Genomic DNA, 21,227 nt, shown 5'->3' on the forward strand with positions numbered 1-21,227 from the left:
GCCCCCGCGCGGCCCTCGGCTCCCGCCCCGGTGCACCCCGCTCCGGAGGGATCGTTCTCGTCCCGCCGCGACCGCCGCGAAGCGGAGGGGCACCGGCTCCGCACCGCGCCCGCCCGCCGCGGGGCCTCCTTCTTCCGCCCGTCCCCGCGCACGCTGGCGCTTGCCGTCTCCGGCGGGCTCGTCGTCGTGGCCGTCGCGTCGAGCCTGAGCCTCACCGTCGGCACGGGCTCCTCGGCCGAGTCGGCCACCGCGACGCCGTCCGCTGCTCCGACCTCGACCAGCGTCGCCGTGCTCCCCGCGACCACCGCCTCCGCCCGGGTCGTCCTCAGCTCCGTCTCCACCACCTCCGGCACCGTCGCCGGCGGCACGAGCGTGACGCTCGAGGGATCGAACCTGGACTCGGTCGCCACCGTGCGCTTCGGCGAGGCCGAGGGCAGCGTCGCGGTCGACAACCCCGACCAGATCACGGTCACCGCCCCTCCGGCCGACGGAGAGGCAGCGGGCGAGGTCCCGGTCGCCTTCTTCGACGCCGACGGTCAGGCCATCACGTTCGACGCGGTCACCGACTCCGCCGCGGCGGTCACCGTCGACGGGACCCCGGCCGACACGGTGCAGCCGGCCGTCGACACGTCGGGCTCCGCTGAGGGCACGACGGCCGAGGCCTCGACCGACCTCGCCGCCCCGACCGCGGCCGCCACTCCCAGCTTCGCCGCGACCGGCGTGCTCGCCAGCACGAAGGTCGTCGCCTCGGCGATCACCTTCGCCTACACGCCCGACCCGGCGATCGAGGCCGCGAAGGCCCAGGCCGCGCTGGACGCGAGCCGCCTGGCCTCGCAGCTCGACTACCTCTCCACCTACTGGAACGACTACAACTCGGCCCAGTACGGCGTGATCTCGGGCAACGACTGCGTCAATTTCACCTCGCAGTCGCTGATCGCCCGCGGCTGGGAGATGGACGGCGAGTGGAGCTACTCCTCCTCCGGCGGGTACAGCTCCGCCTGGGCGTCGTCGACAGCGTTCAACGCCTACCTCGCCGCGCACCCGGAGCGCGCGACCGCGATCCCCGACTCCGAGCGGAGCCGGGTGAAGCCGGGCGACATCGTCCAGTTCGACTGGGACGGCTCGGGCGACTGGGACCACACGGGCGTCGTGACCAGCGTCGACGGCGACAGGATCCTCTACTCCTCGCACACCGCCGACAACCACGACCAGAGCATCGACGCGGCCTCCGCCGGCCGGATCATGTTCTGGGGCGTCTGACGCTCGACGCACCCGCTCCACGCACGACGACGGGGCCGCCACCGCTGATGCGGTGACGGCCCCGTCGAGGTTCCGGTCAGATCACTTCTTGAAGACGTCCTTGACGTCCTCGCCGACCTTCTTGGTGTGGGCCTTGGTCTGGTCGGCCTGGCCCTCGGCCTCGAGGCGCTCGTTGTCCGTCAGCTTGCCGACGGCCTCCTTGGCCTTGCCGACCAGGTTCTCGGCTGCGTTGCGGATCTTGTCGTCTGCACCCATGAGGGGCTCCTTCTGTTCGGTGTGACCATCCGCCGGCGGGTGCCGGGGAAGCTGCGGGACCGGGGTCAGGCGACCCGGTCCTCCTTGGAGAAGCCGGCCCGGGCGCTCGAGGCGACCTCGAGCAGGACCGGCAGGCGGGCGCCGAGCAGGGCGTCGAGCGCGTCGACCTCCTGGTGCACGGCGTCGACCACGGTGCGGGGCGAGACGCCGCCGCGGGGGAGGACGCGCACCTTCAGCGCGGTCTCGGAGCCGTGGCGGTAGGCCGCGACCGTGACGTCGAGGAGCTCCGTCCGCCCGGCGAGAGCCGTCTCGAGGACGTCCTCCGCGAAGCCGGTCGCGATCTCGATCCCTCCGGCGGGCGTGCCCTCGGCCTCGTCGCGGAGGACGGTGCCGGTGCGGCCGTGACCGTGGGCGAAGGCCATCACCAGCGCGAGGACGATGCCGAGGAGGCAGATCCCGACGACGGCGTAGAGCGGCCACAGGACGGCGGCATCGCTCCAAGCGGTGCCCTCCTCGGGGGAGAGGCGCGAGACCAGGGCCGCGCCCTCGCCGTCGGCGAAGGAGAGGACGGAGTCGCGGACCGGCTGCGAGACGGCGATCAGGACGGCTCCGGCGCTGACCAGCGCGAGCACGAGGCCCACGACGAGCAGGACGAGCCGGTTGACGAAGCGGTTGCTCGTGGTCATCAGATCCTCCCGGAGGTCGAGACGCGGACGGTGGAGCGCGGGGCGGGCTTCGCGCCGATGCGGGCGAGCTCCTCGTCGACGGCGCTCTGCACGGCGTCGCGGTCGACCGCGATGCCGGAGGCGGGGGTCACCTCGACCAGTGCGGTGCGCCGGCCGAGCGAGGCGCGGGTGTCCTCGCGGCGGGAGTGGGCGGCCGTGCGGGCTGCCCGAGCCAGGGAGGAGGCGATCACGCCGTCGTCCACGACCACGGCGAGGCGGTCGTCGTCCACGGTGTGGCGGGCCCGGGCCCCGGGCGCCAGTGCGAGCACCAGCAGGACCAGGGCGAGGACGCCCGTGCCGACGGCCACGCCGATGAGGGCGGGGTTCGCCAGCGACGCGACTCCGACGATCGCGCCCAGCAGGGCGGACGGTGCGGCGAGCAGGGGCGCGGCGCCGAGGATCGCGAGCACCGCCTCCGTGCCGACGTAGGCCGCGACCAGGGCGATGAGCACCAGGACGACGATCTGCGCGGCGGAGCGGGACTTGTGGGTCTCGCGACGGAGGTAGCGGCTGTAGCGGGTGCCGGGCGCCGACGGTGCGGGGCTCATGCGACTCTCCTCGTGCTTCGGGTGCGGGTGCCCGTGACCCGGATGTCGATCCGGCTGACGGTGCGCCCGGTCAGCGCCTCCATGCGGGAGGCGATGCGGGTGCGATCGCCGTGCAGGCGCTCGAGCAGGGAGCCGCCGGCCGGGGCGGTGCCCGGCTCGACGACGACCGGCGCGGTCACCGCGAGGGCGAGGCCGCCCCGGTCATCGGAGAGGCGGACGCGGATCGCGGAGACCTCCACGCCCAGCTCCTCGTGGACGATCGCCACGGCGGCGCGCTCGATGGAGCGGACGGTGATGGTGACGGTGCCCGCCACCGGCGATGCGGGACGCGTGTCGAGAGCGGTCACGGTGGGCTCCTAGCGGGAGGTGGTGCGGCCGCGGAACACGTCCACGAGGCTGCGCACGTCGAGGGTGCCGTCGGCGATGCGGGCGATCACGACGCCGAGGGCCATGAAGAGGGCGGTGAGGACGAAGCCCCAGAATCCGAACATCAGGGCCGCGAAGGCGAGGATCGCGCCGACCACGACACCGAGGACGGTGCTGCGGCCGCCGGGGGCGGTGGGCGCGGGGCGCTGGAAGTCGCTCATCGGACGCGGCTCTCGGTGGCCTCGTCGTCCTTGTCGTCGCCGGGGATGTGCACGTCGACGACGGCGACGTTGATCTCGGAGACGGCCATGCCGACCAGCTCGGTGATGGCCTCGGAGACGGCGGCGCGGACGGAGTCGGCGACCTTCTGCATCGGCACGGGGTACTCGACGACGATGGTGACGTCGGCCGCGACCTGGGTCTCGCCGACCTCGACGCTCACGCCCTGGGCGTGGTCGGCGCCGCCGACGGCCTGGCGGATCGCGCCGAAGGCACGGGCGGCGTTGTTGCCGAGGGCGAAGACGCCGGGCACCTGGCGGGCCGCGATGCCGGCGACCTTGGCCACGACGCTGTCGTCGATGACCGTGGTGCCCTGGGCGGTGCCGGAGGTCCGGGAGCCGCCGAGGCTCGTCACCGTGTCGACGGAGCTCTTGTCGACGCGGGTGGTGGAGGGGGTGCGCGTGGTGTCGCTCATGAGGTCTCCTGGACGTCTCATCGGCTGCCGTTGCTGAGCAGACCGGGGTCGAAGGCCCGGCGGGAATCCGGTCGGGCTGTGCTTTCATGAGTGAGACGGAGCCCGGACGGCGTTCGTCACGGTGCTCGGTGGACTTTTTCCTGAGCGTCACCTGTAAGGCGGCCCGAGGCCGCAGGAGCGGAGAGGGAGGAGGCGCCGTGCCCGGACTGGAAGCGGCGAGCGACGCGCTGCTCGCCGAGCGCTCCGCCGAGGGCGACGTGCGCGCCTTCGAGGTGCTCGTCAAGCGGCACCAGTCGATCCTCCGCGCCTACGCCTGGCGGCTCACGGGCTCGCAGGCCGATGCCTCCGACGCCGTGCAGAACGCGCTGATCACGGTCTGGGCGCAGCTCCCGCAGCTCAAGGAGCCGGCGAGCGTGCGCAGCTGGATGATGCGGATCGTCAGCCGCTCCAGCGTCGATCTGCTGCGCCAGCGCCGCCCGACCGACGACGTCGACGCCGTGGAGCATCCCCCGGCCCGAGAGCCCGGCCCGTTCGAGGCCGCCGAGCAGAGCGACGCCATGCGGGCTCTCGCGCACGCCCTGTCCGAGCTGCCGGAGTCGCAGCGGCAGTGCTGGGTGCTGCGCGAGGTCGGCGGGGAGTCGTACAACGAGATCGCCGATCACCTCGGTCTCACGGTGACCGCCGTGCGGGGCAAGCTCGCCCGCGCGCGCGAGTCGCTGGTCGTGGCGATGGAGGACTGGCGATGAGGGAGCAGACGCGATGAACGCGGACCAGGGTCCCGGCGACGGGCCGGAGCGCGCGGGGGAGCACGACGTCGTGCTGCCGCCCGCGCTCGAGCAGGAGGCGGACGCGACGGAGCAGGAGGGCGACGGCATCGGCATCGACGAGCTGAGCGACTACCTCGACCGCGGGCGCACTCCGTACGACCCCGCCATCGAGGAGTCGCCGGAGCACCGGCGCACTCTGCGCGCCCTCGAGCGCGTGCGCGCCCTCTCCGGCGCGCTCATCGACGACGACGCCGCACGCCTGCCCGCGCCGGAGGAGAGCTGGTTCGGCTCGATCCTCACCCAGGTGCGCCGCGAGTCGCGGGCCGGACGCGACATCCCGCTGGCGAGCGTCCAGCCCGACGTGGCGCTCACGATCACCGAGGGGGCGGTCCGCGGACTCGTGCGCGAGGCGGGCGACAGCGTCGCCGGCGTGCTGGTCGGCCGCTGCCGCCTGGTCGGCGACATCGCCGAGCCGGGCGCGGAGGTCGTGGTGGAGCTGACGATCTCGGTCTTCTGGGGGGTGCCGATCGCCGAGGCGGCCCAGCAGGTGCGCGAGCGCGTGCACTCGCGGCTGCTGACCCAGACCGAGCTGCGGGTGTCGAGGATCGACGTCCGCGTGGAGGACGTCTACGTCCCCGGGACGGAGGAGTCGTGAGCGGCCTCGAGGCGGCGGCCCCGGTCGATCCGGTGTCCGCGCTCGCTGCGGAGCTGCGCGCCCTGGACGGTGTCGCGACCCTGATGCCGGCCAGGCCCGAGGTGCGCGACGTGCTCGCGCATGCGGCGACGGCGCTGAGCGCGACCGGGATCGTGGTCGAGCCGCTGGGCACCGCGAGCGGCGGCACGTTCGCCGATCCGGTCCTGGTCCGCGTCGCGGGGGACGAGGTGTCCGTGGCCGTCGACCTCTGCGTGACCGCGGAGGCGTCCGCGCCGGACGTGGCGCGCGCGATCGGAGCCGCGGTGCGCGAGTGGTGCGTCCGGGTGCATCCGGAGCTGCGGCCGCGGGTGACCGTCCGGGTCGCCGCGATCGACTAGCCGGATCGGGGAGCGGGCGCGGCTGTCCGCAGGCCGCGACGCCTCGCCGCGAGGAGCGGAGCCGGGCCGGGCGGTCCCGTGCTTCTCTCCTCCGGAGTGCACCCTGCCGACCGGAGCGACGGTGCTGCGGGCCGCCCGAGGTCGGTGTCCGCTCCGTCCTCGCTGAGGAGCTTCCCGCTCAGGCGCGCTCGGCGAGGAACGCGTCCGTCTCGGCCGCCGTCGGCGCGGACACCGCCGCTCCGGCGCGGGTGACCGAGATCGCCGCGGCCGCGCTCGCCCAGCGGGTGAGGGCGACCAGCTGCTCCGGATCGTCGAGCCGTGCTCCCGTGGCGGCGAGCCGGGCCGAGAAGGCGCCGCAGAAGGTGTCGCCCGCGCCGGTGGTGTCCACGGCCTCCACCCGGAAGGCCGGGGTGCGCACCGGCCTGCGGTCGCGGACCGCCACGACGACGCCGTCGGAGCCGAGGGTGACCAGCACGAGCGGCACCAGCGCGGTGAGGGCAGCGGCGAGCGCGTCGTCGTCGGCGGCGGTGATGCCGCGATCGGCGGCGAGCTCGCGGGCCTCGTGCTCGTTGACGATCAGCACGTCGAGCACCGCCAGGAGCTCCTCCGGCAGCGGTCCGATCGGGGCGGCGTTCAGGATCGACACCGTGCCGCCGGCGCGCGCGGCGCGGGCCGCCTCCGTCACCGTCGCTGTCGGGATCTCGAGCTGGAGGAGCAGGGCGTCGGCCGCCACCACCAGGGCCGACTCCTCGGCGGTCAACCCGACCAGGGCGGCGTTCGCTCCGGAGTCGACGACGATCGCGTTCTCCCCGCGCTCGTCCACGGTGATCTGCGCGGTGCCGGTGCGGACGTCGCCGCGGCGGGCGCGCAGCTCCAGCGGCTCCTCGCCGAGGACCGCGGCGAGCCGGTCTCCCGCCGAGTCGCGTCCGAGGCTCGTGACGAAGACGGTGCCGGGCTCGGTCCGTGCGGCCGCGACGGCCTGGTTGAGGCCCTTGCCGCCCGGGAAGGTGCTCGCGTCGAGGGCGAGCACCGTCTCTCCGGGAGCGGGGATGCGGGCGACCCGGTGGACGTGGTCGAGGTTGGCGCTTCCGAGCACGAGGAGGGGCATGCCCTCGACGTTAGAGCACGCGCAAGGGGGTCCGCCGCGGGCTCGGCCGCACCTACGGTGGAGGCATGGAAACTCGAATCCTCGGACGCACCGGCGCCCCCGTCTCCGTCGTCGGCCTCGGAACCTGGCAGCTCGGTGCCGACTGGGGGGACGTCGCCGAGACCGACGCCCTCGCCGTGCTCGACGCAGCGGTGGAGTCGGGGGTGACCCTCTTCGACACCGCCGACGTCTACGGCGACGGCCGCAGCGAGCGGACGATCGGCGCCTACCGCGCGGCGCACCCCGATGCGCAGGTCTTCGTCGCCACCAAGATGGGCCGTCGCGCGGAGCAGATCCCCGCCAACTACGTGCTCGACAACTTCCGCGCCTGGACCGACCGCTCGCGCGCCAACCTCGGCGTCGACACCCTCGATCTGGTGCAGCTGCACTGCCCGCCCACCTCCGTCTACTCCGACGACGCCGTCTACGACGCCCTCGACACCCTCGTCGCCGAGGGCGCGATCGCCGCCTACGGCGTCTCGGTCGAGCGCACGGAGGAGGCGCTGACCGCCATCGCCCGCCCGAACGTCGCGAGCGTCCAGATCATCCTGAACGCGTTCCGCCTCAAGCCGCTCGACGAGGTGCTGCCCGCCGCCCGCGAGGCCGGCGTCGGCATCCTCGCGCGCGTCCCGCTCGCCTCGGGCCTGCTCAGCGGCCGCTACACGACCGAGACCGTGTTCGCGCCGGAGGACCACCGCAGCTACAACCGCGACGGCTCAGCCTTCGACGTCGGCGAGACCTTCTCGGGCGTCGACTTCGCGACCGGCGTGGAGGCCGCGCAGGAGTTCTCCCGCCTCGCCGACGACCACGGCCTCGCCCCCGCGGCGGCCGCGCTCGCCTGGATCATCCAGCAGGAGGGCGTCACTTCGGTGATCCCCGGCGCCCGCTCGCCCGAGCAGGCCCGCGCCAACGCGGCCGCCGCCTCCGCCGCGCCCCTCGGCCCCGCCTTCATGGAGGCCGTGAACGCCCTCTACGACACCCACTTCCGCCCCACCGTCCACCCGCGCTGGTAGCCGGCCCTTTCCTCACCGCCGCTGAGTCGCCCGAGAAGGCTCGTTCTCCTGGGCGGGAACGAGCCTTCTCGGGCGACTGAGCGCAGCGCCTAGGAGTTCAGCGCCGCGTCCACGATCGTGCGCGCCTCGGCCTGGACCTCGTGCAGGTGGTCGAGGCCGCGGAAGCTCTCGGCGTAGATCTTGTAGACGTCCTCGGTGCCGGAGGGGCGCGCGGCGAACCAGGCGTCCTCGGTGACGACCTTGACGCCTCCGACGGCCGCGCCGTTGCCGGGCGCCTTCGAGAGTTTCGCGGTGATCTCGGACCCGGCGAGGGTCGTCGCCGCGATCGCGTCGCCGTCCAGCTTGCCGAGGGCCGCCTTCTGCGCCTTCGTCGCCACCGCGTCCACGCGCTCGTAGACCGGGTCGCCGAAGCGCTCGGTCAGCTCGCGGTAGAGCGCCGACGGGCTCTTCCCGGTGACCGCCACGATCTCGGAGGCGAGCAGCGCGAGGAGGATGCCGTCCTTGTCGGTGGTCCAGACGGTGCCGTCGAAGCGGAGGAACGAGGCGCCCGCGGACTCCTCGCCCCCGAAGCCGACCGAGCCGTCGACCAGCCCGGGGACGAACCACTTGAAGCCCACCGGGACCTCCCAGAGGCGCCGGCCCAGCGACTCCGCGACCCGGTCGATGATCGAGGAGGAGACCAGCGTCTTGCCGATCGCCGCGTCCTCGCGCCAGCCGGTGCGGTGGCGGTAGAGGTAGTCGATCGCGACGGCCAGGTAGTGGTTGGGGTTCATCAGCCCGCCGTCGGGGGTGACGATGCCGTGCCGGTCCGCGTCGGCGTCGTTGCCGGTGAGGATGTCGAAGTCGCCGGCGCGCGCGACCACCGAGGCCATCGCGCTGGGGGAGGACGGGTCCATCCGGATCTTGCCGTCCCAGTCGAGGGTCATGAAGCCCCAGGCCGGGTCGACCTCCCCGTTCACCACGGTCAGGTCGAGGCCGTGCATCTCGGCGATCAGCTGCCAGTAGTGCACGGAGGCGCCGCCGAGGGGGTCGGCCCCGATCCGCACGCCGGCCTTCCGGATCGCGTCGAGGTCGATGATGTTCGCCAGGTCCGCGACGTAGTGCGTGCGGTAGTCGTAGGTCTCGACCGCGGAGGGCTCGGCCGAGGTCACGCCGCGGTTGCCGTCGGCGATGAGCTCGTTGGCCCGGTCGGCGATCCAGGTCGTCGCGTCGGAGTCGGCGGGGCCGCCGTGCGGCGGGTTGTACTTGAAGCCGCCGTCGCGGGGCGGGTTGTGCGAGGGGGTGACCACGATGCCGTCGGCCCGGTCGGTGTGCGCGGGGTCGTTGTTGTAGCGGAGGATCGCGTGGCTGAGCGCCGGGGTCGGCACGAAGTCGTCGAACTCGTCCACGAGCACGCGGACCTGGTTGCCCACCAGGACCTCGAGGGCGGTGGTGAGGGCCGGGCGGGAGAGCCCGTGCGTGTCGGCGCCGATGAACAGCGGGCCGGTGATGCCCTGCTCGGTCCGGTACTCGACGATCGCCTGGGTGACGGCGGCGATGTGGTCCTCGTTGAAGGCCGTGTCGAACGAGGATCCGCGGTGGCCCGAGGTGCCGAACACCACCTTCTGAGCCGGGTCGGAGACGTCCGGCTTCTTCTCGTAGTACGCCCTCACGAGGGCCTCGACGTCGATGAGATCGGAGGCCTGTGCCGGCTTCCCTGCGCGATCGGTCATGCGGTCCATAGTGGCAGTCCAGCCCCCTCCAGGGGTACCGCGGCTGGCTAGGCTTGCGCCATGCCCGACAGCGCCCCCGAGACCCGTGCCTACAGCTATCTCGGGCCCAGCGGCACGTTCACGGAGGCGGCCCTCGCGCAGGTCCCGGAGGCGCGCGGACAGCTGTGGCGCAGCGTCGCGAACGTGGGGGAGGCGCTGAGCGATCTGGTCACCGGCCGCAGCGACGGCGCGGTGATCGCGATCGAGAACTCGGTCGAGGGCGGAGTGACGGCCGCGCAGGACGCGCTGGCGCGGATCCCGGGGCTGCGCATCGTCGGCGAGTACCTGGTGCCGGTGTCGTTCATCCTGGTCGGCCGCCCGGGGACGAGCCTCGAGGAGGTGCGCACCGTCGCCGCGCACCCCGTCGCCTACGGGCAGTGCCGGGTGTGGCTCGACCGTGAGATCCCCAGCCACGAGCACCTGCCGGCCTCCAGCAACGTCCAGGCCACCGTCGACCTGCTGGGCGGATCTCCCGCGGACGCGGCCATCGCCCCTCCCGGGATCATCGCCCACCACGACGTCGCGGTGCTGGCGGAGCGGATCGGCGACAACCCGAACGCCGTCACGCGCTTCGTGCACGTCTCGCGCTCGCACGCGCTGCCCGAGCCGACCGGCGCCGACAAGACCAGCGTGATCGCCGAGCTCCCGGCCGACCAGCCGGGCGCCCTGCTCGACATGCTCGAGCAGTTCGCGACCCGCGGGGTGAACCTGAGCATGATCCAGTCGCGGCCGATCGGCGATGCCCTCGGCCGGTACCGGTTCGTCATCGACCTCGACGGGCACGTCCAGGACGAGCGGGTCGCCGACGCGCTGATGGGGCTGCGGCGCTTCAGCCCGAAGGTGATCTTCCTCGGCTCGTATCCGCGCGCTGACCGCCGCCCGGTCACCTCCGTGCGACGCTACGACGACGAGGTGTTCCTCGAGGCCCGCGACTGGCTGCGCGGGATCCTCTCCCACGAGCCGGAGGTCGACGATGACCGGGGACGACGATGACGGGTCGCGACGATGACTGACGACGACGAACGGGTCGACCCGCGCTACGACCCGGCCTTCCAGCGCGGGTTCTCGGGACCGGTGGAGCGTCTGAGAGGCGACGAGCGGGCGTTCGCGAGGCCCGGCTCGGGTGCCGCCCCCGGCGCTCCCGCCGCCACGTCCGGAGCCGCCGCTCGTCCCGCGCTCCCGGAGTCGCGCGTGGTCCGCCCCGGCTCCTCGTCCGTGCCCGGACCGCGCCGCATCATGGCCCTGCCCGACATCGCCGGAGCCGCCGAGGGCCGGCGGTCGCACCGCCTCGGCGCCGAGACCGCGCCCGCACCCCTGCCGGAGCCGGCCGCCGACCCCGCTCCCGCTGCTCCCGCCGAGCCCGTGCGCGAGGCGCCCCTGCTGCGGAACCCGTGGCTCCTCGTGCTCCTGCTCGCCGGCCTCGCGGGGACCCTGATCGGCCTCGCGCTCCTCTACACCGGCTACTCCTCGCCGCCTCCGCCCTACTACGGCGACTCCGACGTGCCCTCGCCCGCGTGGATCCAGCGGCAGCTCCTCTACTACTCCTGCATCCCCCTGCTGGGCTGCCTGCCGGCGTCGCTGCTGCTGGCGGTCGGAGTGGCGGCGCTGCGGTGGCGCGGCGTCGCCGTGCGGCCCCGCGCCGAGGAGCCGCGCGAGTCCGCGCAGCTCCTCGAGGCCGAGGCTCAGACTCCGGACGCGCCGAAGAGCAGGCCGAGGAGGTAGGTCACCAGGGCCGCGCCGTAACCGATCCCGAGCTGGCGCAGCGCCCGGGCCAGAGGCGGGGCGCCCGAGAGCAGCCCGACGACCGCGCCGGTGGCGAGCAGGGCGATGCCCACGAGCACGCAGGCGACGACCACCGCGGCGAGCCCCGTCAGGCCGAGCAGGTAGGGCAGCACCGGGATGATCGCGCCCGAGGCGAAGAAGCAGAAGCTCGACAGCGCCGCGCCCATGCCCGTGCCGATCGACTCGTGCTCGTCGACGTCGGGGTCTCCTGCGGGACCGCCCAGCGTAATGGGGGAGGTGACGGCGCCGCCGCGCAGGCCCGTGAAGACGGAGGCGGCACGCGCGTCGGCCTGCTCCTGGGTCATCCCGCGAGCGCGGTAGACCAGGGCGAGCTCGTTCGCGTCGACGTCCAGATCGGGGACGATGCGGTTCGCGTCGAGGTCCGGGCTGGAGGCCGAGAGCAGCTCGCGCTGCGAGCGCACCGAGACGAACTCGCCCGCGCCCATCGAGAGGGCGCCGGCGAGCAGGCCCGCGATGCCCGTGAACAGGACGACGCCCGTCCCGACTCCGCTCGCTCCCACTCCGAGCACGAGGGCGAGGTTCGAGACCAGGCCGTCGTTCGCTCCGAAGACCGCCGCGCGGAACGTCCCGGAGAGGCGGTTGCGACCGCGCTCGGCGAGCCCGCGGACGACCTCGCCGTGGATCCGCTCGTCGGCGGCCATCGCCTCGGTGGCGTCGTCGTCGTCGGCGTAGGGGGAGCGGGCCTCGGCGCGCTGGATCAGGGCGAGGACGAACACGGAGCCGAAGCGGCGGGTGAGGAAGCCCAGGAAGCGCGTGCGGAGGTCCGGGCGGGGCGCGGGCTCCGCCGCGGAGCCGAGGAGCTCGCGCCAGTGCTCCTCGTGGCGGCCCTCGGCCACGGCGAGCGCGAGCAGGATCTCCCGCTCTTCGCCGGAGCGGCGGCCGGCGAGGTCGCGGTACACGGAGGCCTCGGCGAGCTCGTCGGCGAGGTAGCGGCGCCAGCGGCGCACCTGGGCGGGACTGGGGGTGGGGGCGGTGGTCGCCATGCGATCTCCTGGCTCAGGTCCGCCGACCCGCGCGAGAGGACCGGTCAGGACTGCGTCGACTGACCGAAGGTCTCGTTCGCCCCGGCCGGAGCCGGGGTGGAGCGCCGGGCCCGGATCGTCCCGGACCAGCATGTCGACGCGCCTCGTCGTCCGCTCGGCGGACGGTGGGAACTACTCCCCTTCGCGGGGACCACCGTAGCCGAGATCGGAGGAGAACGCCCGGCCGATCCGTGGGCCGTCGGGCGGACGACGCCCGGCCCGGGCCCGAGCGTCGTCGCGGACGCTCGCCCCGGGTCAGAGCGAGGCGGTCGCCCGGGCGGCGCGGCGGGCCTGGCGCTCGTGCTCGGCGTCCAGGAGCGTGCGCGTGGCGGGGACCGCCAGGAACTCGACCAGGGTGTCCGTCTCCTCGACGATGCGCTCGGCGCGGTCGAGCGGGTCGGTGCGCAGGAGGCGGCGGGCGGCGGACGCGACGTGCGCCGGCTTCGCCGCCAGGGCGCGCACGCGCTCGTCGACGCGGCCGGCGAGGTCGGCGCGCGGCACGACCTCGGTCACGAGCTGCCACTCCAGCGCCTCGGCCGCGCGGACCGGGCGGCCCGACAGCACGAAGTCCAGGGCGCGGCGGCGGCCGACGACGCGGGGGAGCGCGGCGGTGACTCCGACGTCCGGGACGAGCCCGACGTCGCCGTACGCGCTGAGGAAGAGGGCGGCGGGAGTCGCGATCACGATGTCGGCGGCCAGAGCGAAGGCGATGCCGGCGCCGGCGACCATGCCGTCGATCGCGCAGACGACGACGGCGCGGCTGTCCTCGAGCAGGCGGATCACCTGGGCGGTCGTGGTCGCGACGTCGCGCAGGTAGTGGTCCGGGTGCTCGGACCCCATGATCGCCGAGATGTCGCCGCCCGTGCAGAACGCGCGACCGGCCGCGGCGATCACGATGACGGAGCAGCCGGCGTCGGCGTCGAGGTCGGCGACGGTGCTCAGCAGCAGTCGCGCAGTGCCGAGGTCGATCGCGTTGAGGGCGTCGGGGCGGTTGAGGGTGATCCGGGCGACGGAGCCGTCGCGCTCGAGGACGACGCCGGGGGTCGCGTCGATGAGGGGGGTGGCGTGCATGGGAGAGCCTTCAGGGGAGCAGGGGTGTCGAACGCGGGGGGACGTTCTCGGGGGACGACTCAGATTCGCAGCCGTCCGCGCGATCGGATGCCTCCTCGCGGCCGATGCTCAGCCGGCCCCGGGGGTACGCGCGGGCGGCGGCCCGTCCCGGCCCTCCTCTACACTGCTGGGGTGATTGATCCCGTACTTCTGCGCGAGAACCCGGACGTCCTGAAGCGCTCGCAGGAGGCGCGCGGCGACTCCGTCGAGCTGGTCGACGAGGCGCTCGAGGCCGACCGCGTGCGCCGTGCGGCGATCACCGAGGCGGAGCGGCTCCGGGCCGAGCAGAACGCCTTCGGCAAGACCGTCGCCAAGGCTCCGAAGGACGAGAAGGCGGCCCTCGTCGCCGAGGCCCAGCGCCTCGCCGCCGCCGCCAAGCAGGCCCAGCAGGAGGCGTCCGAGGCCGACGAGGCCTTCACCGTGCTGGTGAAGCGCATCGCCAACCCGATCATCGAGGGCGTCCCCGCGGGCGGCGAGGAGTCGTTCGAGCTCGTCAGGACGGTCGGCGAGCGCCCCGTCTTCGACTTCGCCCCGCGCGACCACCTCGAGCTCGGCGAGCTGCTGGACGGCATCGACATGCAGCGCGGCGCGAAGGTCAGCGGCGCGCGCTTCTACTTCCTCAAGGGCCTGGTCGCCCGCCTCGAGATCGCGCTGATGAACCTGGGCCTCGAGAAGGCGCTCGCCGCCGGCTTCACCCCGCTGATCACGCCGACCCTCGTGCGCCCCGAGATCATGGACGGCACCGGCTTCCTCGGCGAGCACGACGACGAGGTGTACCGCCTCCGCGACGACGACCTCTACCTCACCGGCACCAGCGAGGTCGCCCTCGCCGGCTACCACGCCGACGAGATCCTCGACCTCTCCGGCGGCGCGAAGCGCTACGCGGGCTGGAGCACCTGCTACCGCCGCGAGGCGGGCTCGGGCGGACGGGACACCCGCGGCATCATCCGCGTGCACCAGTTCAGCAAGCTCGAGATGTTCGTCTACACCCTCCCCGAGGACGCCGAGGCGGAGCACGCGCGCCTGCTCTCGTACCAGGAGGACGTCCTGCAGAGCCTCGGCCTGCACTACCGCGTCATCGACACGGCGGCCGGCGACCTCGGCCAGAGCGCGGCGCGCAAGTTCGACGTGGAGGCGTGGGTCCCCACGCAGGAGACCTACCGCGAACTGACCTCGACCTCGAACTGCACCACGTTCCAGGCCCGCCGCCTCGACACCCGCTACCGCACAGAGTCGGGGAGGACGGCTCCGGTCGCCACCCTCAACGGCACGCTCGCGACCACCCGCTGGATCGTCGCCCTCCTCGAGACCCACCAGCGGGCGGACGGCTCGGTGCTCGTCCCCGAGGCGCTGCGGCCCCACCTCGGCGGCCTCGAGGTGCTCGAGCCCGTCGCATGAGCGCGGCCCGCGCCTCCGGCCGCCGCCTCGTCGCCCTCGACATCGACGGCACCGTCATGCACGAGGACGGCACCATCACCCGCGCAGTGACGGACGCGATCACCCGCGTGGCCGCCCAGGGCGACGAGGTGATGCTCGCCACCGGGCGCTCGCCCTCCTCCACCCTGCCCGTCGTCGAGCGCCTCGGGATCTCGCCCGAGTACGTGATCTGCTGCAACGGAGCGGTCACGCTCCGCCGCGACGCGTCCGGTGCCTACGTCCCCGAGACGGTCGAGACCTTCGACCCGACGGAGGTCCTGGAGACCATCCGCCGCTCCCTCCCCGACGCGCACTACGCCGTCGAGGACGCGGACGGCGCCTTCTTCTACACCGAGGCGTTCCCGGGCGGTGCCGTGATGGGTGCCGAGACGACCCACGTCCCCTTCGAGGAGCTGCTCGGCCGGCTGTGCACCCGCGTCGTCGTGATCTCGCCCGAGACCGGGATCGAGGAGTTCACCTCCCTGGTCGAGGAGATGGGCCTGCACCAGGTCAGCTACGCGATCGGCTGGACCGCCTGGCTCGACATCGCCCCGCACGGCGTCAACAAGTCCACCGCGCTCGAGGTCGTCCGCGAGGAGCTGGGCATCGAGCGGAGCGACGTGGTCGCGCTGGGCGACGGCCGCAACGACATCGAGATGCTCACCTGGGCCGCCGCCGAGGGCGCAGGGCTCGCGATGGGGCAGGCGCCCGACGAGGTGCGGGCCGTGGCCTCCGCCGTGATCCCCTCGGTCCACCAGGACGGCGTGGCGGTCGCGCTCTCGGCGCTGCGCTGACCACGGTCCCGCGCGCTCGGCGGTTACTATCGGGTGTCGCTCCTGCGGGAGCGGCCGGGAGGGCTGTCCGAGCGGCCGATGGAGCCAGTCTTGAAAACTGGTGGGCGGAAACGTCTCGTGGGTTCGAATCCCACGCCCTCCGCCACGCCGTCCACAGCGGAGTCCCGTTCTTCGCGTCGCTTCCCGCCGGCGCCTTCCGACGCCCGTCCTGGCGCGCGACGACGGAGGCCTGCCCGCTCTCCTTCGGAACGCGCCAGCCCTCTGTATAGGATTGCGCGACGCCCGGGACCGACGCCCGGCCCTCACCTCCGCACCACTGACGCCTCGACACCGGGAGACGGATGCGCCGCACGGGCCCTTCGACACAGACTCGCGACACTCCGCGCACGCCGCGCCCCTTCGTGCGGCACGGCCGCCAGAAGCGGCACACCCTCGCGCGGACCCTGGTGAAGGGAGCCGCCCTCGTGGGCGGTGTCGGTGTGGTCGCCTCGGTGTCGGTGGTCGCGATCGCGGCGACGCTGATCGTCCAGTCCGTGCAGCCCTCGGTCGACCTGCACCCGGGCGCGGCCGGCTCCAGCGTCGAGGCCGGAGGCGCCCCGGAGATCGGCGCACTGGAGGGCGGCTTCAACGTCCTCGTCGTCGGCAGCGACTCGCGGAAGGGCCAGGGCGACGCCTACGGCGACCCCGACGAGGAGACGAGCGTCCTCAACGACGTCAACATGCTGATGCACGTCTCGGCCGACCACAGCAACGCGACGGTCGTGAGCTTCCCCCGCGACATGTACGTCGACATCCCGGAGTGCGTGAACGCCGCCACGGGTGAGACGATCCCCGCCCGGTACGACACCAAGATCAACGAGGCGATGGGCAGCGACGTCAGCCTCGGCTGCGTGGCAGGGGTCGTCGAGGACCTCATGGGCGTCCGGGTCGACTACGGCGCGGTCGTGCAGTTCAACGGCGTGATCGAGATGTCGAACGCGGTCGGCGGAGTCGACGTCTGCGTCGCGACCGAGATCGCGGACCCCTACACGAACACCTACCTCGAGCCGGGCGTGCACTCGCTCGAGGGCATGGCGGCGCTGCAGTTCCTCCGCAGCCGCCACGGCATCGGCGACGGCAGCGACCTGACCCGCATCAGCAACCAGCAGGTCTTCCTCTCGGCGCTCGTGCGCCGGATCAAGAGCGCGGACACCCTCCTCAACCCGGTCGCGCTCTACGGGCTCGCAAAGGCGGCGCTCGGCAACATGACGCTCTCGACCGGTCTCGACAACGTGAACACGATGGTCCAGATGGGACTCGCGCTGAAGGACGTCGACCTCGCGGACGTCGTCTTCGCGCAGTACCCGACCGGGGCGACTCCGAGCGGAGTGGAGCCGGACCGCGCCGCGGGCGACGTCCTGGCGAGCGCCCTGCAGACCGATCAGCCGATCGCCATCACCGGCGGCACGGGCGCCGGCGCGACCGTGGAGGGCGAGGCGGCGGCCCCGGCCGACACCGCCGCTCCGTCGGGCCCGGCGACCGCGGATCCGCTGGCGACGGCCGAGGCGGCACCCGGCACTCCTGCAGCGACTCCCGAGGACGCATCCAAGGTTGCCCTGCCAGAATCGGTCACCGGCCAGAGCGCCGACCAGCAGACCTGCTCGGTCGGCTTCTTCGGCTGAGCCGAGGGCGGGCGGCACCACGGGTGTTCTCCACCTCGCGCGCTGACTCCGGGACGACACGCGTCCCGCAGCCGAGAGAGAGTACGACCCGATGAGCGAACGCGCGTCCACCCGGACCACAGCAGCACGGCACGGCCGCCTGCGCCGCCCGAGCGGCGTGCGCTTCGCCGCGCGGATCCTCGCGGCCTGCGTGGGCGTCGGCGTGCTCAGCGCGATCTGCATCGTGGCGATCGCCGCCTCGCTGATCGCCGGGAGCGCGCGTCCCTCCGTCGACCTCGGGATCGATTCGGGCGGGGGCGACGTGCCCGGGATCGGGGCGATCGAGGGCGGCGTCAACATCCTGCTCGCCGGCAGCGACAGCGCCGACGGATCGGCCGCCGGGGCCTACGGCGAGCGTGCCGAGAACCTTAACGACGTCACGATGCTCATGCACATCTCGGCCGACCACTCGACCGTGGAGGTCGTCAGCTTCCCCCGCGACCTCTACGTCCCGATCCCCTCCTGCACCGACCCGGCCACCGGCGCCGTCTCGGACGCGGTGGACTCGGCGAAGATCAACACCTCGCTCGAGGCCGGCGGGCTGGCGTGCACCGTGCAGACGGTCGAGCAGCTGACCGGGCTCGAGATCCCCTACGCGGCGCTCATCCAGTTCGAGGGCGTCATCGAGATGTCGAACGCGGTCGGCGGAGTCGACGTCTGCGTCGCCACCCCGATCCAGGACGAGTACACGGGGCTGAACCTCGACGCGGGCACGCACACGCTCGTCGGCGCCGAGGCGCTGGCGTTCCTCCGCACGCGGCACGGCGTCGGCGACGGCAGCGACCTCACCCGCATCTCGAGCCAGCAGGTGTACCTGTCGTCGCTGGTGCGCAAGGTGAAGAGCGCGTCGACGCTCTCGAACCCGGTGAACCTCTACGGCCTCGCGAAGGCGGCCGTCTCGAACATGCAGCTCTCCACCTCGCTCGAGAACGTGAACACCCTCGTGTCGATCGGCCTCGCGGTGAAGGACGTCGACCTCGCGAACGTGGTCTTCGTGCAGTACCCGACCTTCATCGACGGCAACGGCGTGTACCCGAGCGAGGACGCGGCGTCCGCGCTGAACGCGGCTCTCCTCGCCGACCAGCCGATCGCGTTGAGCGGCACCACCGGCGGCGGCTCGCAGTCGACGGGGGAGGAGCCCGGGGCGACCGGCGCTCCGGCGGCCACGGAGTCGCCGGCCACGGACGCCCCCGCGACCGACGCCCCCGCGACCGACGCCCCCGCGATGAGCGCACCCGACGGGCCGGTCACCCTTCCGAGCGACGTCTCCGGGCAGACCGCGCAGCAGGAGACCTGCACCATCGGCCGGCCCCTGTCGGACCAGTAGGCGGCTTCTCGCCCTCCCGCAGGAGGGGCGGGTGCCCGTGTCGCGAGGCCCTCGCACGTGCGGTTATGATGGTCGTCGTGCGTCCGCCAGCGGGCGCTCAGGAGTCGTCGCATAGTCCGGTCGAGTGCACCACCCTGCTAAGGTGGAGAACCCTTTATTGGGTTCCGTGGGTTCAAATCCCACCGACTCCGCATCGTCCGAAGGCCCCGCTCAGGCGGGGCCTTCGTCGTTCCCGGCGGTGCCGGTGCCTGCCGCAGTACCGGCGTCTCCCGGCGGTGCCGGTGTCGCCGCAGTGCCGGGGTCTCGCGGTGCCGGAGCCCTCCGGCCGGCGCTCCGTCGCTCGCGCGCGGCGTCGGCGGCCCAGGCGACCCGACGCCCCGGCCGCCCGGGATCCGCCGCCGATCCGCCGGGCGGGTGCGCTCCCGGAGCGGCTACCCTGATCGGATGCCCAGCCCGATCCTCGACGCCCTGTCCGCCCCTCCCGCGCGGAGGGACGTCGCCTCGATCCGGGGTGCTCTCGCCGAGGTCGCGATCGGCGACTCGGTGCGCGTCCTCGTCCGCTCACCGCGCTACGGCCTCTACGGGATCGAGGGGGTCGTCCGGCAGGCCGTCGGCGGCGAGCTCGTCGTCGCGGACGTCTTCCTCGGCACGGGGACCGAGATCCAGAGCATCGCCCTGGCTCCGGACGCCGACGAGGTCGGCGGGGAGCGCTCGGCCGAGGGGCTCGAGCACGGGGACCCGGTGCGCGTGGCGTTCTCGACTCCGGCGCTCGGGTCGTTCACGATCACGGGCCCGCTGACGGCCGGCGGCCGCGACGGGTTCCTCCTCGTCGGCAGCTGGATCGTCGCGGACGGCGGCGAGCCCGGCCGCCACGTCGACCGCATCGAGCGCCTCACGGACGTCGGCGTCCACGAGAAGCACGTCCCCGGGCGCCGCTCCGCGGTCGAGGAGTAGCCCCTCAGCTCTGGCAGTGCGGGCACCAGTAGGTGACCCGCAGCTGCAGCTCGTCGTCGCCGAGCTCACCGCGCTCGATCGGAGTGCCGCAGCGCCGGCACGGCTTGCGGTCGCGGCCGTAGACCCAGAGCTGCTGGCCCGGGCGCAGGTTGCCGGTCGTCGTGCGCTCGATCCGCTCGCGGTTCACGGTGATGAGCCGCTTCGCGAGCGCGATGGTGCGCACGAGGTCGCCGCTCCCGCCGACCGGGCGCGTGGGCAGCACGCCGCGCAGGAAGCACAGCTCGGCGCGGTAGACGTTGCCGAGTCCGGCCATGATCCGCTGGTCGAGCAGCGCGAGCCCGATCGGCCGCTCCGGATCGGCGGACAGGCGTCGCAGCGCCTCGTCCGCGTCCCAGTCGGCGCCGAGCAGATCGGGGCCGAGATAGCCGACCACGTCCTCCTCGGCCGAGCGCGGGACGATCTCGAGGAGCCCGAGCTCGAAGCCGACCGCCTGCCAGTCCTCGGTCTCGAGGACGATCCGGGCCTGGAACGCCGGCCGGTGCCACTTCGGCCGCTCGCCCTCGCCGCGGGCGTAGAGGTGCCAGCTCCCCTCCATCTTGAGGTGGGAGTGGATCAGCGCGTCGCCGACCCGCATCAGCAGGTGCTTGCCGCGGGGGACGACCTCGTCGATCGTCTCGCCGGTGAGGTCGACCGTCGCGTACTTCGGCACGCGGACGTCGCACCGGGTCAGGACCTCGCCGTCCAGCGCCTCGGCGAGGTTGTGGGCGGATCGGTAGACGGTGTCACCCTCGGGCACGCGGGCTCCCTCCGGCGCTCACGAGCGCATCCTCAGGCCGCGCGGATTCGCGACGAAGCCGGCGGCGACGAGGGCGTCGCCGAAGGGCGTGCCGAGCGCGAAGACGCCGTCGATCTTCTCGACGGTCAGCTTCTCGACCCCGCGGGAGCGGACGAGCTGCGAGAGGGCGCCGGCCGCGTCGGCGAGGGCCGCCTCGTCGGCGGTGAAGGTGAGGGCGGTCTTGCCGCCGCGCTCGAGGTAGACCGCGAGCGCTCCGTCGACGACGGCGACCAGCGCGCCGGCCTTCCGACCGGGGCGGTGCCCCTCGCCCTGCGGCCACGGCAGAGCGGCGCCGAACGGATTGGCGGGGTCGGTCGCCGCCAGCGCGAGCACCGGTCGTGAGCGCTCCTGCGCCTCGTCCTGCGGGGCGAACGTGCGGAGCCGGTCGACGCTGCCGGCGGTGCCGAACTGTGCTGCTCCCAGCTTCTCGATGAAGTAGCCCCTCCGGGCGCGGCCCTGCTGCTCGAAGCCGCTCAGCACCTTGTAGGCGAGGGCGAAGCCGCCCAGGACGCCCTCGGCCTGCACGGAGCCGCGGGTGACGATCCCGTACCGCTCGAGCAGCGTCTCGCCGAGCGCGTGCCCGCGGATCGTCGCGTCCGACTCCGCGAGCGGCACGATCGACCAGCGGCCGCCGGCGGTCGGCGGCCCCACGCGGGTGGCCATCGTGGGGCGGGCGGTCATCCGGCCCCGGGGCGCGCGGGCGCGGGC

Annotated in this window: 23 protein-coding genes, 2 tRNA genes and 1 pseudogene; 14 read left to right on the forward strand and 12 right to left on the reverse strand. The window is 73.6% G+C overall.

Translation table 11 applies throughout. From position 1 onward, the window contains the following. Positions 1-1,260, forward strand: a 1,260-nt coding sequence (locus C5B92_RS15550) for an amidase domain-containing protein (protein ID WP_104350562.1), incomplete at its 5' end; no start/stop codon positions are given. Positions 1,261-1,341: 81 nt separating this feature from the next. Here C5B92_RS15550 and C5B92_RS15555 read toward each other — a convergent pair. The 6 genes from C5B92_RS15555 to C5B92_RS15580 all read right to left on the reverse strand — a co-directional run bounded on the left by C5B92_RS15555 (position 1,342) and on the right by C5B92_RS15580 (position 3,848). After that, positions 1,342-1,515, reverse strand: coding sequence for a CsbD family protein (locus C5B92_RS15555; RefSeq protein ID WP_104226788.1), 174 nt, complete (start codon positions 1,513-1,515; stop codon positions 1,342-1,344). 65 nt (positions 1,516-1,580) lie between these two features. After that, on the reverse strand, positions 1,581-2,201 hold the full coding sequence (locus tag C5B92_RS15560) for a hypothetical protein (RefSeq protein ID WP_104255675.1): 621 nt from the start codon (positions 2,199-2,201) through the stop codon (positions 1,581-1,583). Beyond that, complete coding sequence (locus C5B92_RS15565; RefSeq protein ID WP_104255676.1) at positions 2,201-2,788, reverse strand: DUF6286 domain-containing protein; 588 nt, start codon at positions 2,786-2,788, stop codon at positions 2,201-2,203. The genes C5B92_RS15560 and C5B92_RS15565 overlap by 1 nt, the downstream gene beginning before the upstream one ends. Further along, positions 2,785-3,135, reverse strand: coding sequence for a hypothetical protein (locus C5B92_RS15570; protein WP_104224953.1), 351 nt, complete (start codon positions 3,133-3,135; stop codon positions 2,785-2,787). Before C5B92_RS15570 ends, C5B92_RS15565 begins: the two co-directional genes overlap by 4 nt. A 9-nt stretch (positions 3,136-3,144) precedes the next feature. Further along, positions 3,145-3,375, reverse strand: coding sequence for a DUF2273 domain-containing protein (locus C5B92_RS15575; protein WP_104224954.1), 231 nt, complete (start codon positions 3,373-3,375; stop codon positions 3,145-3,147). After that, positions 3,372-3,848: an Asp23/Gls24 family envelope stress response protein gene (locus tag C5B92_RS15580; protein WP_104255677.1), complete on the reverse strand. Its 477-nt coding sequence runs from the start codon at positions 3,846-3,848 to the stop codon at positions 3,372-3,374. The genes C5B92_RS15575 and C5B92_RS15580 overlap by 4 nt, the downstream gene beginning before the upstream one ends. Before the next feature lie 197 nt (positions 3,849-4,045). On the opposite strand from C5B92_RS15580, the gene C5B92_RS15585 reads away from it, so the two are divergent. The 3 genes from C5B92_RS15585 to C5B92_RS15595 are packed head-to-tail and all read left to right on the forward strand — an operon-like array spanning position 4,046 to position 5,647. Then, positions 4,046-4,594 carry an RNA polymerase sigma factor gene (locus C5B92_RS15585; protein ID WP_104224956.1) on the forward strand — a complete coding sequence of 183 codons (549 nt, stop codon included), beginning with the start codon at positions 4,046-4,048 and terminating at the stop codon, positions 4,592-4,594. 13 nt (positions 4,595-4,607) lie between these two features. After that, positions 4,608-5,270 (forward strand): Asp23/Gls24 family envelope stress response protein, encoded by a 663-nt coding sequence (locus C5B92_RS15590; protein ID WP_104233947.1) that lies wholly within the window; start codon positions 4,608-4,610, stop codon positions 5,268-5,270. Further along, on the forward strand, positions 5,267-5,647 hold the full coding sequence (locus C5B92_RS15595; RefSeq protein ID WP_104224958.1) for a hypothetical protein: 381 nt from the start codon (positions 5,267-5,269) through the stop codon (positions 5,645-5,647). The genes C5B92_RS15590 and C5B92_RS15595 overlap by 4 nt, the downstream gene beginning before the upstream one ends. A gap of 178 nt (positions 5,648-5,825) precedes the next feature. On the opposite strand, the gene C5B92_RS15600 is transcribed toward C5B92_RS15595, so the two are convergent. Then, positions 5,826-6,755: a ribokinase gene (locus C5B92_RS15600; RefSeq protein ID WP_104255679.1), complete on the reverse strand. Its 930-nt coding sequence runs from the start codon at positions 6,753-6,755 to the stop codon at positions 5,826-5,828. 65 nt (positions 6,756-6,820) lie between these two features. Between C5B92_RS15600 and C5B92_RS15605 the strand changes: the two genes are divergently transcribed. Continuing rightward, the gene (locus C5B92_RS15605) at positions 6,821-7,807 is read left to right on the forward strand and encodes an aldo/keto reductase (RefSeq protein ID WP_104226781.1); all 987 of its coding nucleotides are present in this window, start codon (positions 6,821-6,823) and stop codon (positions 7,805-7,807) included. Positions 7,808-7,896: 89 nt separating this feature from the next. Here the strand turns inward: C5B92_RS15605 and pgm are convergent, their stop codons facing one another. Beyond that, on the reverse strand, positions 7,897-9,519 hold the full coding sequence (pgm, locus tag C5B92_RS15610; protein ID WP_104226793.1) for a phosphoglucomutase (alpha-D-glucose-1,6-bisphosphate-dependent): 1,623 nt from the start codon (positions 9,517-9,519) through the stop codon (positions 7,897-7,899). Positions 9,520-9,579: 60 nt separating this feature from the next. On the opposite strand from pgm, the gene pheA reads away from it, so the two are divergent. Both pheA and C5B92_RS15620 read left to right on the forward strand, forming a co-directional pair. Continuing rightward, complete coding sequence (gene pheA, locus C5B92_RS15615) at positions 9,580-10,551, forward strand: prephenate dehydratase (protein WP_104295948.1); 972 nt, start codon at positions 9,580-9,582, stop codon at positions 10,549-10,551. Between the two features lie 12 nt (positions 10,552-10,563). Next, the gene (locus tag C5B92_RS15620) at positions 10,564-11,280 is read left to right on the forward strand and encodes a hypothetical protein (protein WP_104350563.1); all 717 of its coding nucleotides are present in this window, start codon (positions 10,564-10,566) and stop codon (positions 11,278-11,280) included. Here the strand turns inward: C5B92_RS15620 and C5B92_RS15625 are convergent. Beyond that, complete coding sequence (locus C5B92_RS15625; RefSeq protein WP_104224963.1) at positions 11,241-12,344, reverse strand: VIT1/CCC1 family protein; 1,104 nt, start codon at positions 12,342-12,344, stop codon at positions 11,241-11,243. The two genes, C5B92_RS15620 and C5B92_RS15625, sit on opposite strands and share 40 nt — an antisense overlap. A 294-nt stretch (positions 12,345-12,638) precedes the next feature. Next, entirely contained in the window at positions 12,639-13,454 is an 816-nt protein-coding gene (locus tag C5B92_RS15630) for an enoyl-CoA hydratase/isomerase family protein (protein ID WP_104238091.1), read from the reverse strand. A gap of 171 nt (positions 13,455-13,625) precedes the next feature. Between C5B92_RS15630 and serS the strand changes: the two genes are divergently transcribed. The 7 genes from serS (at position 13,626) to C5B92_RS15665 (ending at position 19,684) form a co-directional block, all read left to right on the forward strand. Beyond that, on the forward strand, positions 13,626-14,891 hold the full coding sequence (gene serS / locus C5B92_RS15635; protein WP_104283213.1) for a serine--tRNA ligase: 1,266 nt from the start codon (positions 13,626-13,628) through the stop codon (positions 14,889-14,891). Next, positions 14,888-15,703 (forward strand): HAD family hydrolase, encoded by an 816-nt coding sequence (locus C5B92_RS15640; protein WP_104247582.1) that lies wholly within the window; start codon positions 14,888-14,890, stop codon positions 15,701-15,703. Before serS ends, C5B92_RS15640 begins: the two co-directional genes overlap by 4 nt. Positions 15,704-15,760: 57 nt before the next feature. Then, a tRNA-Ser gene (locus C5B92_RS15645) sits at positions 15,761-15,848 on the forward strand. Positions 15,849-16,149: 301 nt separating this feature from the next. Then, positions 16,150-17,364 carry an LCP family protein gene (locus tag C5B92_RS15650; RefSeq protein ID WP_258061585.1) on the forward strand — a complete coding sequence of 405 codons (1,215 nt, stop codon included), beginning with the start codon at positions 16,150-16,152 and terminating at the stop codon, positions 17,362-17,364. Between the two features lie 91 nt (positions 17,365-17,455). Beyond that, positions 17,456-18,730, forward strand: coding sequence for an LCP family protein (locus C5B92_RS15655; RefSeq protein WP_104350565.1), 1,275 nt, complete (start codon positions 17,456-17,458; stop codon positions 18,728-18,730). A gap of 100 nt (positions 18,731-18,830) precedes the next feature. Next, positions 18,831-18,921: transfer RNA gene (locus tag C5B92_RS15660), tRNA-Ser, on the forward strand. Positions 18,922-19,174: 253 nt separating this feature from the next. After that, positions 19,175-19,684: a hypothetical protein gene (locus tag C5B92_RS15665; protein WP_104233937.1), complete on the forward strand. Its 510-nt coding sequence runs from the start codon at positions 19,175-19,177 to the stop codon at positions 19,682-19,684. Positions 19,685-19,688: 4 nt separating this feature from the next. Here the strand turns inward: C5B92_RS15665 and C5B92_RS15670 are convergent, their stop codons facing one another. Both C5B92_RS15670 and C5B92_RS15675 read right to left on the reverse strand, forming a co-directional pair. Next, the gene (locus tag C5B92_RS15670; protein WP_104226773.1) at positions 19,689-20,480 is read right to left on the reverse strand and encodes a DNA-formamidopyrimidine glycosylase family protein; all 792 of its coding nucleotides are present in this window, start codon (positions 20,478-20,480) and stop codon (positions 19,689-19,691) included. A gap of 18 nt (positions 20,481-20,498) precedes the next feature. After that, positions 20,499-21,227: pseudogene (locus C5B92_RS15675) on the reverse strand (ATP-dependent helicase); the annotation flags it as partial.

The sequence above is a fragment of the Rathayibacter sp. AY1A4 genome (genome assembly GCF_002930955.1).
GTDB lineage: Bacteria > Actinomycetota > Actinomycetes > Actinomycetales > Microbacteriaceae > Rathayibacter.

Coding starts and splice junctions, on each gene's coding strand:
- C5B92_RS15600 (WP_104255679.1), bottom strand. CDS start 6,755: ATGCCCCTCCTCGTGCTCGGAAGCGCCAACCTCGACCACGTCCACCGG.
- C5B92_RS15640 (WP_104247582.1), top strand. CDS start 14,888: ATGAGCGCGGCCCGCGCCTCCGGCCGCCGCCTCGTCGCCCTCGACATC.
- pheA (WP_104295948.1), top strand. CDS start 9,580: ATGCCCGACAGCGCCCCCGAGACCCGTGCCTACAGCTATCTCGGGCCC.
- C5B92_RS15575 (WP_104224954.1), bottom strand. CDS start 3,375: ATGAGCGACTTCCAGCGCCCCGCGCCCACCGCCCCCGGCGGCCGCAGC.
- C5B92_RS15590 (WP_104233947.1), top strand. CDS start 4,608: ATGAACGCGGACCAGGGTCCCGGCGACGGGCCGGAGCGCGCGGGGGAG.
- C5B92_RS15560 (WP_104255675.1), bottom strand. CDS start 2,201: ATGACCACGAGCAACCGCTTCGTCAACCGGCTCGTCCTGCTCGTCGTG.
- C5B92_RS15630 (WP_104238091.1), bottom strand. CDS start 13,454: ATGCACGCCACCCCCCTCATCGACGCGACCCCCGGCGTCGTCCTCGAG.
- C5B92_RS15665 (WP_104233937.1), top strand. CDS start 19,175: ATGCCCAGCCCGATCCTCGACGCCCTGTCCGCCCCTCCCGCGCGGAGG.
- C5B92_RS15655 (WP_104350565.1), top strand. CDS start 17,456: ATGAGCGAACGCGCGTCCACCCGGACCACAGCAGCACGGCACGGCCGC.
- C5B92_RS15555 (WP_104226788.1), bottom strand. CDS start 1,515: ATGGGTGCAGACGACAAGATCCGCAACGCAGCCGAGAACCTGGTCGGC.
- C5B92_RS15605 (WP_104226781.1), top strand. CDS start 6,821: ATGGAAACTCGAATCCTCGGACGCACCGGCGCCCCCGTCTCCGTCGTC.
- C5B92_RS15625 (WP_104224963.1), bottom strand. CDS start 12,344: ATGGCGACCACCGCCCCCACCCCCAGTCCCGCCCAGGTGCGCCGCTGG.
- C5B92_RS15620 (WP_104350563.1), top strand. CDS start 10,564: ATGACTGACGACGACGAACGGGTCGACCCGCGCTACGACCCGGCCTTC.
- C5B92_RS15580 (WP_104255677.1), bottom strand. CDS start 3,848: ATGAGCGACACCACGCGCACCCCCTCCACCACCCGCGTCGACAAGAGC.
- C5B92_RS15565 (WP_104255676.1), bottom strand. CDS start 2,788: ATGAGCCCCGCACCGTCGGCGCCCGGCACCCGCTACAGCCGCTACCTC.
- pgm (WP_104226793.1), bottom strand. CDS start 9,519: ATGACCGATCGCGCAGGGAAGCCGGCACAGGCCTCCGATCTCATCGAC.